The organism is Neorhizobium sp. P12A (assembly GCF_008365395.1).
Classification (GTDB): Bacteria; Pseudomonadota; Alphaproteobacteria; order Rhizobiales; family Rhizobiaceae; genus Rhizobium.
The window spans coordinates 19154-31595 of the sequence record NZ_QOVX01000001.1; the positions used below are offsets into that span (position 1 = coordinate 19154).

Consider the following 12442-nt stretch of genomic DNA (forward strand, 5'->3'; position numbering starts at 1 on the left):
CAAAAAATCGGATGCGGCAAAATATCCGGCTTAGCCGATTTCAGTCCAATAGCGTTTGCGCTAGCGTGCCGCTGAGTGAGATTGTCGACGCCTTCACCAAGTGAGCCCACAATGATTGAAAATCCGAAGACTGTTATCCCTTTTCCCAAGCCCACTCTCCTGCAGATCGAAGGGAGCGACGCTGCCTTTCCGGTGCGACGCGTCTACTGTGTCGGTCGCAACTATGCCGACCATGCGATCGAGATGGGGCACGACCCGAGTCGCGAAGCGCCATTCTTCTTCCAGAAGAACGCCGACAACCTGCTGCAGCGCGGCGATTTCCCCTACCCGCCGCTGTCCTCCGACGTCCACCACGAAGTCGAACTGGTCATCGCGCTGAAGGCTGGCGGCGCGGATATTCCGGCCGAAAAGGCAATGGATTGTATCTACGGCTATGCCGTCGGCATTGATTTCACCCGCCGCGACCTGCAGGGCGAAGCCAAGAAGGCCGGGCGTCCCTGGGAGATCGGCAAGGCGTTCGAGCATTCGGCCCCCGTCTCCAGCCTCGTCCCCGCCGAGCGGATCGGCCATCCCGACAAGGGCGCCATCTGGCTGGAACTCAATGGCGATCGCGTCCAGAATGGCGACTTGAACCAGATGATCTGGAAAATCCCGGAGATTATCGCCGAGCTCTCGAAGCTCTTTACCCTCGCGCCCGGCGACGTCATCATGACGGGCACGCCCGCCGGCGTCGGGCCAGTGAAGAAGGGTGACCGCATCATCTGCGGCGTCGACGGCGTCGGCACGCTGACGCTCTCGGTAATCTGACCGAGGAGGAAATCATGCCGCTCTACGCGCTTGCCGACTTTGCTCCGAAAACCCCGCCCTCCGATCGCTTCTGGCTGGCGCCCGACGCCTTTGTCATCGGTCAGGTGGCGATCGGAGAAGATGTCGGCATCTGGTTCGGCTCCGTCCTGCGGGGCGACAACGAGCCGATCCGTATCGGCAGCGCGAGCAATATTCAGGAAGGCGTGATGATCCATACCGATCCGGGCTTTCCAGTGACGATCGGCGAAGGCTGCACCATCGGCCACCATGCGATCGTCCATGGCTGCACGATCGGCGACAATTCGCTGATCGGCATGGGCGCGACCGTCCTGAATGGCGCAAAGATCGGCCGCAATTGCCTTGTCGGCGCAAACGCGCTGATCACCGAAGGCAAGGAATTTCCGGACGGCTCGCTGATCGTGGGCTCGCCGGCAAGGGTGGTCCGATCGCTGGATGAGGAACAGGTGGAAGGGCTACGCCGCTCCGCTCGCAACTACGTCGCCAACTGGCGGCGTTTTGCCCGCGATCTGCGACGCATCGACTGAGACGTCAAACCGTCGTCAGCATGCCGTTCACATGCAGCCAGGTCTCGACAAGCTGCGCCCAGCTTCGCACCGCCGGGCGCGTTTTCCCCATGCCCCAGCCATGGCCGCCCGATTGGAAGATGTGCATCTCGGTATCGACCCCCGCCTGACGCAGCGCATGAAACATCATCAGAGTATGGTCGACCGGCACGATCGGATCATCCATCGCGTGGGCAAGAAAGATCGGCGGCGTCTCCTTCGTCACGTGCTTTTCGACCGAAAACATCTCCCGCATATCTTCGAGCGGATGTTTGCCGCAGATCTTGAGGCGACTTTGTGTCTGGTCGAAAGGCGCCGTCATGGTGATGACGGGATAAAGCAGGGTGCCGAACGCAGGCTTGAAAGGTTCCTGATCCATATCGTCTACCGGCGTATAGAAGCTCTCAGCCGCACCGGTCGCCAGCATACCGGCTACATGTCCGCCGGCAGAAAAGCCCACGACCCCGGTTCTTGCCGGATCGATCTGCAGCCGCTCGGCCTCGGACCGCAGCATGCGCAACGCCCGGATCCCGTCGAGGAACGGAACATGGATGCTCCAACCTTCCTGAGGCACGCGATAGACCAGTTCCACCGCGGTAATGCCGCGAGAAGCGAAATATATCGAGGCTGGGGTACTTTCGTTGACGATATCGACCTTCTCGTAGCCACCACCGGAGCAGAGCAGCATGGCAGCGCCGCTCGGCTTGTCAGGCTTGTGCACGATCATGCGCGGTGTAGAAATCTGTGTCAGCGCGCCGCGTGGCGTCAAATCTTCACTCGCCGCCGGCCCTGCGCCGCCGGGAGGACGGCCGGGCCAGAGATTGATGATCTCAAGGTTAGGATCGGGTGTCGAAGCGACTGCTACTGCCTTGGATTGCGAAGCTGCTGCGGCCAGAGCAATGCCGGCCAGAAAATTCCGTCTTTTTACATCCATAATCCGCCTGCCTCGCCCAACAAACTGTGCTGAGCGTATGCCACATGTTTTTTACGAACACGTTGCACAATGCCCACGGATTTCGATGGTTGCCTTTTCAGGTTTAAATTTTTGTGATCGCAGCCAGTCCATCAGGCGATGATCGACCTCATGATCGTGAAATTCGATGACCTGGCCGCAGCTTTCGCAGATCGCGAATGCCACAAGCCCATGGTTATGGCAGTTCTCGTCAGGATGCGCGCAGGCGACGAAGGAATTGATGCTTTCGAGCCGGTGGACGACGCCATATTCCAGCAGCTTCTCCAGCGCACGATAGACCTGCAACGGCGCCCGGAAACCCTGGTCACGCAGTTTGTCGAGAATGGTATACGCGCTGAGCGGGCTTTCCGCCTTGGTCAGCACGTCGAAGACAAGCGCCTGGTTCTTTGTCAGCTGCGGAGTGCTCATGAACCTTGTCCTTCCTGTTGACCGCCCCGGCCATGGCCTCTCTGCGCAAAGGGAAGCAGGCTGATGACGAAAAGGATCAGCGCCGCGACCACGATCGAGGGACCGGAGGGCGTATCGTAGCGGAGCGAGCCGAACAGGCCGCCGACAACCGCGACGGCACCGATCAGCGAGGCGAAGATCGCCATTGTCTCGGGCGTGAGTGCAAAACGCCGGGCCGTGGCGGCGGGAATGATTAGAAGCGAAGTGATCAGCATGATGCCGACAATCTTCATGGCAATCGCGATCACGACCGCCATCAGCAGCATGAAGCACAGCCTTGCCAGCTCCGGCCTAAGGCCCTCCGCCTCGGCGATATCAGGATTGACGGTGGATGCCAGCAACGGCCGCCAGAGCCAGGTGATGGCCGCCAGGACGACGATGCCGCCGCCCCAGATCAAGGCTATGTCCGTCCAGCTGACGGCGAGAATATCGCCAAAGAGGAAGGCAATCAGATCGATGCGGACCCAGCTCATGAAGGCGACCATGACAAGACCGATCGCGAGCGTCGCGTGGGAAAGAATGCCGAGCAGCGCATCGGCCGAAAGCGCCTGTCGTCGCTGCAGGAAAAGCAGCAGGATCGACACCGTCGCGGCGACAGCAAAGACAGCGATCGTCAGATTGAGCTGGAACAGCAGCGACAGCGCGACGCCGAGCAGCGCCGAATGCGAGATCGTGTCTCCGAAATAGGCCATGCGCCGCCAGATGATGAAGCAGCCCAGCGGACCGGTCGTCAGCGCCAGCCCTACCCCGGCAACGAGCGCGCGCAGGAAGAACTCGTCAAGCACCGCGGACACCTCCCGCGTGGCTTACATCGTCAGCAGAATGATGGGAGTGATCATGTCCATGGTCGTGGTGATGCCCGTCGCCGGCATGGCAATGGTCCGTCACCGAGCCATCCTCGTGAAGCACCCGGCCATCCGGCAGATGCGTGTGATCGTGATGATGGCTGTAGACCGCCAGGGACTGTGCGGCGCGGGTCCCGAACAGCCGGACATATTCCGGGCTCTGGCTGACCGTCTGTGGCGTACCACGGCAGCAGACATGGCCATTCAGGCAGACCACAGTATCGGTCGCCGCCATGACAACATGCAGATCGTGAGAAATCAAAAGGATGCCGCAGCCGATGGAATTGCGGATCGACTTGATGAGATCATAGAGCGCAATCTCGCCGTTGAAGTCGACACCCTGCACCGGCTCGTCGAGCACCAGCAGATCGGGCTTGCGGGCAATGGCGCGGGCAAGCAGCGCGCGCTGGAATTCGCCGCCGGAGAGATGCTGTACCTCCGCCTTCGCCAGATGGGAAATGCCGACCGATTCAAGTGCGGCTACAAGCTCTTGCTCCGGCAAGGGGCCGGTCAACGTCATCAGCCGCCGCACGGTCAGCGGCAAGGTCCAGTCGACTGCAAGCTTCTGCGGCACGTAGCCGACCCTGAGGCCCGCCTTCCGCTCCACGCGGCCCTCGTCAGGCTTCAGCACGCCGATTGCCGTCTTCGCGCTCGTCGACTTCCCCGAACCGTTCGGCCCGATCAAGGTTACGATCTCGCCGCGGCTGACCGAGAAATCGACGCCGCGTACCAGCCAGCGGCCACCACGTCGGACACCGACGCCGTTAAGCGAGACCAGCGTTTCAGCCTGATTGTTCGCGGGTGAAAGCATCAATTTTCCGTTTGCACTGTTGCGTCCTGCTATCGCACACGTTATAGCGTTACGCAATTGATGTAATAATATAACAGACTCCATTCAAGCGGAGCTTTCGAATGAAATTGACAGGTGCCATCCTTGCCCGGCTCATGCTTCCCTTCGCAGCGACGTTGCTCGTCGCCGGAACAGCGGCGGCCGACGACGCACCTGATGTCGTGGTGTCGATAAAGCCGATCCACTCCCTCGTGGCAGCGATCATGGATGGCGTTGGCGCACCGAAGCTCATCGTCGAAGGCGCTTCCTCTCCGCATACATATTCGCTGAAGCCCTCGAATGCGAGCGCGCTGGAAAGCGCCAAGGTCATATTCTGGGTCGGCCCTGGCATGGAAGCTTTCCTGGAGAAGCCTCTGTCGGCACTGGGGAACAATGCCGTGATCGCCGAACTCGACAAGGCGCCGGGCCTGACCAAGCTCCGCTACCGCGAGGGCGGCGCCTTCGAGGCCGACAATGATGGCGATGAACCCAGCGCCACGGCAAGCGACGGGCATGACCATGGCGGCCTAGACGCATTCGACACGCATCTTTGGCTCGACCCCATGAACGCCAAGGCCATGGCAACGGAAATCACCACCACGCTCGTGGCTGCCGATCCCGCCAACGCCTTGACCTATCAGTCAAACCAGAAAACTCTCGACGACAAGCTCGATGCCCTCGACGCGGAGATCGCGGCAACCGTTGCGCCTGTCAAGGAAAAGCCCTTCGTCGTCTTCCACGACGCCTATCAATATTTCGAGCGCCGCTACGGCGTGCATGTCGCCGGCTCGATCACGGTCAGCCCGGAAACCATTCCCGGTGCGGCCCGCGTATCGGAAATCCATGACAAGGTCAGCACTCTGGGTGCGACATGCGTCTTTGCCGAACCTCAGTTCGAACCGCGCCTCATCAACGTCGTCATCGAAGGAACCGAGGCCAAGTCCGGCGTGCTTGATCCCGAGGCCGCGACGCTGAAAGAAGGCCCTGACCTCTATTTCGATCTGATGCACGGCATTGCCGCTTCCCTGAAAACCTGCCTCTCTCAAAACAGCTGAAGCATTCACGTCCCATGAAAGGCGGGCATCGATCCGCCTTTTTCTTTAACATCGCGTGTTATTTTATAACATAACTAAGAGGTTATCATGAATACCAAACTTCCGGTGACCGTCCTGTCCGGCTTCCTCGGAGCCGGAAAGACGACGCTGCTCAACCATATCCTCAGCAACAGACAAGGCATGCGCGTCGCCGTGATTGTCAACGACATGAGCGAAGTGAACATAGACGCATCGCTGGTGCGGGATGGCGGCGCCAATCTTTCTCGTACGGAAGAACAACTCGTCGAGATGACCAACGGCTGCATCTGCTGCACGTTGCGCGACGATCTGCTGAAGGAGGTCCGTCAGCTCGCCGAGCAGCGCCGCTTCGATTATCTCCTGATTGAATCGACCGGTATCGCCGAGCCGCTTCCCGTCGCAACCACCTTTGAGTTCCGCGATGAAAACGGCGACAGCCTCTCTGACGTCGCCAAGCTTGATACGATGGTGACCGTTGTCGATGCCGCCAACCTGTTGGCGGACTATGGTTCAACCGACTTCCTCGCGGATCGCGGCGAAACGGCCGGAGAAGGCGATGTCAGAACCATCATCGACCTGTTGGTCGAGCAGATCGAGTTTGCCGATGTCGTCATCGTCAACAAGGTCGGGACGGCGACATCAGAACAACGAGACGCTGCCCGGAAAATCATCGTCGGCCTCAATCCGGATGCCCGTCTGATCGAAACGGATTTCGGGACGGTCGATCCAAAGGCCATTCTGGGCACCGGGCTTTTCGATATTGCCGAGGCGGAGACTCATCCGCTCTGGTACAAGGAGCTTCACGGTTTCAAGAACCACATCCCCGAGACCGAGGAATACGGCATCCGGTCCTTCGTCTATCGCGCGAAGAAACCCTTCGATCCCACGAAATTTCAACACTTCCTCGACAGCTCATGGCGGGGCGTCGTGCGCGCCAAGGGCTTCTTCTGGCTGGCAACTCGGCCGCATCATGTCGGCGAAATGAGCCAGGCCGGCGCTCTGGTTCGCACCGGCCGCATGGGCCTCTGGTGGTCCTCCGTACCGAAGGAACAATGGCCAAGCGAACCAGCCTTTACCAGGGCATTGACGCCTTACCTCGATCCGATCTGGGGTGACCGCCGCCAAGAACTGGTCTTCATCGGCGCCGATCCGATGGACGAAGGCAAGATCAGAGCGGAACTCGATGCCTGCCTGATCGAGGCCGAGGAATTTACACCCGATCTATGGCGCAACCTCCCCGATCCGTTTGCCAGTTGGAACAGGTCGGCCGCATGAGTATCACGCAAGCAACGGCGTTCCGATGCTTCTGCACGGAATGCGAGAGCGATGAGACTGAAGAGCCGGAGGCGGACAAAGCGGTTGCGCCAAAGTCCGCATTAGGTGAGCACCAGGACAAACCCGTCGTCACGCGTACCCGAACCGCCGTCGGCGTGATCGAACGGTTGCTCTTCGGCCCCTAGGCGGCTCAGGCCACCACGTCGGCCGCAACCTTGACATCCTGAAGCATGAGCAGAGCGCCGATGATCTCGCCCTTCGCACGGACCGGGGTCATCCGGCATCGTATGGGTTGCCCGGCATCGGCGGTAAAGTAGGAGCGATAGATATAATCCACGCTCTCGCCGGCGAAGCAGGCATCCAGCTTGTGTTTGGCACGCTGCTCGAACCGTTCGAGGCCGATAAATTCCGAAAGATGCCTACCAAGCAGATCCATCTGCTTGGTATTCAAGTACGCGTTATTGGCGGCGTTGCTATAGAGATAGCGATAATCCCGCGTAATGACGGCGACCCGGTCGGGAAGGCTGTCGAGCACGAGATCGCTGAGCACCTCATCATCGCCAAAGACCGCATTCCCGCGATCGGGCCCCTCGCTGGCGAACGACAGCAGCGCATCCATAGCCGCAACCTCAGCCCCGGCAAAATAGCGATGCAGGAGCGTGGCAAGCGCTGAACAATTGCGCATCACGCTTGTCCGGTCATCGGCCTCCTGGCGGATGAGATTGCTCATGAACTGAAGCTGCATGTAGATCTCGAGCATACTGGATGCCCGGTAAGCCAGAATAGCAGCAACGAGCGGGGCTAGTTCTCTATCAAGAGCCGCGACGAGAACGTCGTCGCCCATCTTGATCGCCCGTTGGATCTGAACGCATTTGGACGAAAAAGCGTGGAAGAGTGCCAGCAAGATGACCTCCTATCCCGCATATTTGCAGAATCCGGACCCCACCAGACCCTGGCCATACACAGGGAACATCCCCACCTGTCGTTTGTTATCCCCGACAGATTTATTGGGACCGGACTAACATGAATCCTTCTCACGTTCAACGTGAGCGCCTAAACCAGCGGTGGATAAACTCAGCTTTCAGCCCGCGATTATTTTTTGAACAGCGCCTTCTTGATATTCCATCGGTCATGATACCAGAGCCACTGCTCCGGATTTTCCCTGACCCATCCCTCGACCTTGTCGTTCAACATCTGCGCCGTCGCCGGCAGGTCAAGGTTGCCGCGCTCGTCACGGGGCAATTCCAATTTTGGCTCAATTTCAAGCCTGTAGCGATTTCCCGGCAGCCGGATGCATCGCGCGGGATACACCTCGCAATTGAACTGCCGCACAAGCTTCGGCAGCAACGGATTTGTCTTCACCTCGCGGCCGAAAAAAGTCGTCTTCAATCCCTTGCGAAACTTCTGGTCGACCAGCACCCCGACGCCAGCCCCCGCCTCCAACTGCCGCGCGAGCGCGAAGGATGAGCCGGCATGGGATGGCACCAGATGACCCATGCGCGCACTGCGGAAATCGAACACTTTTTGCGCGACGTAAGGATTGTTCGGCGGACGAAATAGAACGGTGACCGTCAATCCGAAAGCGGCGCCCGCTACCGGAAGCAGCTCGAAATTGCCTGTATGGCCAGTGAAGACGATGAACGGCCGCGGATTGTCCCGCAGCTCAAGAAAGATCGGAATGCCTGAGACTTCCACCCTGCCCGGCTCGGCACGCTCAGGGTCGAAATCGAAGAGCCGGTCGAGAAAGACATACTCCGCCGCCAACCGGCCCATATTGCCCCAGCTCGCAAGCGCGATCTCTTCGATTTCCGCGTCGCTCTTTTCCGGAAACGCGTTGCGAAGGTTTGTTACCATCAGCTTGTGACGCTGCATCCGCGGCCCGATGAGCCGCGTCAGCCAGTCGGCAAAACGAATGCCGCCGTCAGCCGGAAACAGTTTCAGGAAATTCAGGAATCCGAAGATGATCTGTGCAACCAGCCACTGCCGAAAATGCATCAGCGACAGAACGATGCGGGTAATAAAGAGTTTCAACCCGATCAGTCCATCTTGAGGATGATCTTGCCGAAGATCTGACGCGACTCCATCCGCTCCAGCGCCCGGTCGATATCATCGAAGCCCACTTCGGTATCGATGACAGGATGAACGAGCCCGCGCCCCATCTTCTGCATGGCATCTGCCATGTTCTCCATGCGGCAGCCGAAGGAGCCGAGCAGCTTCAACTGCTGCTGGAAGAGCATCATCAGGTTCATTTCGGTCGAAACGCCCGAGGTGGAACCGCAGGTGACCAGGCGACCGCCCCGTTTCAGACAGAGCATCGAGCCCGCCCAGGTGTCTTTGCCGACATGTTCGAAGACGACGTCGACGCCCTTCTTCTTGGTGAGCTTGCGCACCACGCCTTCGAAGCGGTCGGTGCGATAGTTGATGACGTGATCGGCGCCGAGCGCCTTCGCCTTCTCGATCTTGTCGTCGGAGCCGACGGTCGTAATGACGGTGCAGCCGATTTTCTTGGCAAGCTGGATCGCAGCCGTGCCGATACCCGAACCGCCGGCATGGACGAGGATCGTTTCACCCGGCTCAAGCTTGGCATTGTCGAACAGCATGTGTTCGACGGTGCCGAAGGTGACGGGCGCCACGGCAGCGGCAACCGCATCGACGCCGGGAGGCGCCGGAACGAGCAGGCGGGCCGGCAGATTGACCTTCTCCTGCGCAAAGCCGTCCAGATGGAAACCGTGAACGCCGCCGACATGTTCGCAGAGATTGTCGCGACCTTCGCGGCATGGACGGCAGAGACCGCAGGTGCGCGCACCATAGACGGCGACCAGCTGGCCCGGCAGTACGTTGGCCACGCCCGGGCCGATCGATTCCACGACACCCGACGCCTCGGCGCCGATGACCAGCGGCATCTTGCGCTTGGCAAAGGCCATGCCGCGCCAGCCCCAGACATCGATATGGTTCAGGGCGACGGCCTTGACGCGCAGCGTGACCTCGCCGGGACCCGGAGCATCCGGTTCAGGCAAGTCGGTGATTTCGAGCTTACGGTCATCGATCAGTTGCAAGGCGCGCATGGCAAAATCCTTCGCCCTCGGGCGTCTCTGTCAGTATTGAATTTTTGTCGGCGAACCGCTTAAGCCGGTTCAAGCGCCATGACAAGACTTGCGTTTTGTCCGCCGAAGCCGAAGGAGTTGGAAAGCACGGCATTGACCTGCTTTTCCCGCTTCTTGTTCGGCACGACGTCGAGCGCGATGGCCGGGTCCGGATTGCTGTAGTTGATCGTCGGCGGCAGCGTGCCGGTCAACATCGTCTGCAGCGAGAACACCGCTTCGACAGCACCGGCTGCCGTCAGCGTGTGGCCGATCATCGACTTGTTCGAAGACACAGGAATGGCAGATAGCGGCTCGCCGAAGACGGCCAACATCGCGCCATATTCCATCTTGTCGTTCTCGGGCGTCGAGGTGCCATGGGCGTTGATATAGCCGATGGCGCTTTCCTCGATACCTGCATCTGCAAGTGCGGCTCGGATCGTTGCGATCGCCGGGCCACCATCGGGCGAAGACCGGGTGCGATGAAAGCTGTCCGCCTTGTCGCCGGCGCCCTTCATGATGCCGAGGATCTTGGCGCCGCGGGCAACGGCCGATTCCAGCGATTCAAGCACCAGCGTTGCAGCACCTTCTGCGATGACGAAGCCATCACGATCCTTGCTGAAGGGCTTCGACGCCTTGGTCGGCGGATCGTTCTGCGTCGAGAGAGCCGACAGAAGCGAGAAGCGGATCAGCGCCTCGGCGCTCAGCGAACCGTCGGTCGCAACCGTAAGCGCCCGGGTCGTGCGGCCCTGGCGGATCGCTTCGATGCCAAGCTGGATTGCCGTCACGCCCGATGCACAGGCCGTCGACAGCGTGATCGGCAGACCGCGCGTACCGAAACGATCGGACAGGCGCTCCGAAATGGCGCCGAAGAGCGCCGCTTCCTGGAAGGCCGGATCCGGCCGCTGACGCATGGCGGCCATGAAACGCTCGTAGACGTCACCGTCATGATCGGCTGGCGGCGAACGGTCGGCAAGCTCGAAGCGGGCGCTCCATTCAGGCTCGATCGGCGGCGCGGCAAGGAAAAGCGGGCCGTTGAAGTCGCCGGAAAGCCCGGCCTGCGCCAGCGCCTCGATCGTCGTCTCGCGGGCAAACGCATAGGAGCGCTCAACGGCGTTCGGAACCGGAATATCAATGAAATCAACCGTGCCCGCGATGCGGGTCGACAGACCGTCGGTCGGGAACCGGGTGATATCGTGGATCCCGGAGGTTCCCGAAGAAAGCGCGTCCCAATTGTCCTTCAGCCCCTGGCCCAGAGACGTGATTATGCCCATGCCGGTCACGGCAACGATCGGGCGACCGAGATGATCCTTGTAGGCGGAATCTGTCATGATGATTGGCTCCTCACGCTTCAGCCGAAAGAACGGCGACACCCTCGCCGCGCACATGGCCGACCGTCGTTACGATTGCAGTCGTCGCACCCGTTGTCATGGGCTTTTCATTCTCGCTGTCGAAGGCCGGAACCTTCGCCTTGTTGGCAACGGCAAGGGCGGCCAACGCAAGCCCGAGCGGGAATTGTGCCTCAAGTCCGTGGCCGGTGACCCCGCCATATCCGCGGATCGGCGCGTCAGGAAACTTTGCGTCGATCACCGCCTTCTCGCGCGCAGCCAGATCAAGCATTCCGCTGCTGCCGGACAGGATCAGCGCCTCGCCCGCATTCTTGCCAGCCTGGTCCAAAAGCCGTTCCAGACGGGCTTCGAACTTGCCGTCGTCGCGGTTGCCGCGATCGCCTTCGATCGCGTCGAGGGTGGCATAAATATGCGCGCCACGGGCTTCGGCATGCGCACGCGACTCCAGCACCAGGAATGCACTGACCGACCCGCTGATGATGCCGCCGCCGTCTTCCGGCTTGCGGGACCAAAGCGGCTGCCAGCCACCCTGCGCATGGCCGTTGATCGCCTCGAACAACAGGATCATGTCCTGGCGTTCGGCCGCAAAGGCGCCGCCAACGAGCGCATGGCTCGATTCTCCCGACTTGATGCGATAGAAGGCGGTCTCGGCGGCAGAAATGCCGGCGGCTTCTTCGCCCATGAAGGTTCGCGACGAGCCGGTGACCTTGTGGACGATCGAAATGTTGCCCGCCAGAAGATTGGACAACTGCGCTAGGAACAGGGTCGGACGCAGCTCGGTCGTCAGCTTCTCGTTCAGCAGCAATTCGCGGTCGTTACGCTTCAGGCCTTCGTTGACGATCAGCGTATCGACATTGATGTCGCGCTCGCCGCCACCGGCTGCCACGATCATGTCCATCGTGCCGCAGGCTTCGAGATCGTCCTTGAAGCCGGCATCATCGAGTGCCAGGCCGGCGGTGAAGACACCGATGCGCTGCCAGTTTTCCATCTGGCGCTGGTCGCCGCGCTTCGGGATCTGTTGCGACCAGTCGATCTCAGGCAGGGGATGCACCGGATAGGGTTTGAACTTCTCGGTCTCTATAATGGTCTTCGGCGTGGTGGCGGCCGTCAGCACTTCCACATGCGCGTCCTTGCCGACGCCCTGGCATGTGACGATGCCGATACCCGTGATCACCACATCATTCTGAGCCTTGCCCATTCA

At 60.3% G+C, this 12442-nt stretch carries 13 protein-coding genes; 4 read left to right on the top strand and 9 right to left on the bottom strand.

Going from position 1 to position 12442, the window contains the following annotated elements; translation table 11 throughout:
• Positions 1-114: 114 nt before the first annotated feature.
• Both DTW90_RS00085 and DTW90_RS00090 read left to right on the top strand, forming a co-directional pair.
• The gene (locus tag DTW90_RS00085) at positions 115-807 is read left to right on the top strand and encodes a fumarylacetoacetate hydrolase family protein (RefSeq protein WP_188079880.1); all 693 of its coding nucleotides are present in this window, start codon (positions 115-117) and stop codon (positions 805-807) included.
• A 14-nt stretch (positions 808-821) separates the two neighbouring features.
• The gene (locus tag DTW90_RS00090) at positions 822-1352 is read left to right on the top strand and encodes a gamma carbonic anhydrase family protein (protein ID WP_149335923.1); all 531 of its coding nucleotides are present in this window, start codon (positions 822-824) and stop codon (positions 1350-1352) included.
• A 4-nt stretch (positions 1353-1356) separates the two neighbouring features.
• Here the strand turns inward: DTW90_RS00090 and DTW90_RS00095 are convergent, their stop codons facing one another.
• The 4 genes from DTW90_RS00095 to znuC are packed head-to-tail and all read right to left on the bottom strand — an operon-like array spanning position 1357 to position 4446.
• Positions 1357-2304, bottom strand: a complete 948-nt coding sequence (locus DTW90_RS00095; protein ID WP_149335924.1) for an alpha/beta hydrolase — start codon at positions 2302-2304, stop codon at positions 1357-1359.
• 51 nt (positions 2305-2355) lie between these two features.
• Entirely contained in the window at positions 2356-2751 is a 396-nt protein-coding gene (locus DTW90_RS00100; protein WP_132524032.1) for a Fur family transcriptional regulator, read from the bottom strand.
• Positions 2748-3575, bottom strand: a complete 828-nt coding sequence (locus DTW90_RS00105; protein ID WP_149335925.1) for an iron chelate uptake ABC transporter family permease subunit — start codon at positions 3573-3575, stop codon at positions 2748-2750. Before DTW90_RS00105 ends, DTW90_RS00100 begins: the two co-directional genes overlap by 4 nt.
• Complete coding sequence (gene znuC / locus DTW90_RS00110) at positions 3568-4446, bottom strand: zinc ABC transporter ATP-binding protein ZnuC (RefSeq protein WP_188079850.1); 879 nt, start codon at positions 4444-4446, stop codon at positions 3568-3570. Before znuC ends, DTW90_RS00105 begins: the two co-directional genes overlap by 8 nt.
• 101 nt (positions 4447-4547) lie before the next feature.
• Between znuC and DTW90_RS00115 the strand changes: the two genes are divergently transcribed.
• Both DTW90_RS00115 and DTW90_RS00120 read left to right on the top strand, forming a co-directional pair.
• Positions 4548-5519, top strand: a complete 972-nt coding sequence (locus tag DTW90_RS00115) for a zinc ABC transporter substrate-binding protein (RefSeq protein WP_149335926.1) — start codon at positions 4548-4550, stop codon at positions 5517-5519.
• An 87-nt stretch (positions 5520-5606) separates the two neighbouring features.
• The gene (locus tag DTW90_RS00120; protein ID WP_149335927.1) at positions 5607-6812 is read left to right on the top strand and encodes a GTP-binding protein; all 1206 of its coding nucleotides are present in this window, start codon (positions 5607-5609) and stop codon (positions 6810-6812) included.
• Positions 6813-7002: 190 nt separating this feature from the next.
• Here DTW90_RS00120 and DTW90_RS00125 read toward each other — a convergent pair whose 3' ends face one another.
• The 5 genes from DTW90_RS00125 to DTW90_RS00145 all read right to left on the bottom strand — a co-directional run bounded on the left by DTW90_RS00125 (position 7003) and on the right by DTW90_RS00145 (position 12439).
• On the bottom strand, positions 7003-7716 hold the full coding sequence (locus tag DTW90_RS00125; RefSeq protein ID WP_149335928.1) for a PAS domain-containing protein: 714 nt from the start codon (positions 7714-7716) through the stop codon (positions 7003-7005).
• A 188-nt stretch (positions 7717-7904) separates the two neighbouring features.
• Positions 7905-8843 carry a lipid A biosynthesis lauroyl acyltransferase gene (locus tag DTW90_RS00130; protein WP_149335929.1) on the bottom strand — a complete coding sequence of 313 codons (939 nt, stop codon included), beginning with the start codon at positions 8841-8843 and terminating at the stop codon, positions 7905-7907.
• 5 nt (positions 8844-8848) lie between these two features.
• Positions 8849-9877 carry a zinc-binding dehydrogenase gene (locus DTW90_RS00135; protein WP_149335930.1) on the bottom strand — a complete coding sequence of 343 codons (1029 nt, stop codon included), beginning with the start codon at positions 9875-9877 and terminating at the stop codon, positions 8849-8851.
• A 59-nt stretch (positions 9878-9936) separates the two neighbouring features.
• The gene (locus tag DTW90_RS00140; protein WP_149335931.1) at positions 9937-11223 is read right to left on the bottom strand and encodes a beta-ketoacyl-ACP synthase; all 1287 of its coding nucleotides are present in this window, start codon (positions 11221-11223) and stop codon (positions 9937-9939) included.
• A gap of 13 nt (positions 11224-11236) precedes the next feature.
• On the bottom strand, positions 11237-12439 hold the full coding sequence (locus DTW90_RS00145) for a beta-ketoacyl-ACP synthase (RefSeq protein ID WP_149335932.1): 1203 nt from the start codon (positions 12437-12439) through the stop codon (positions 11237-11239).
• Between the last annotated feature and the right edge of the window lie 3 nt (positions 12440-12442).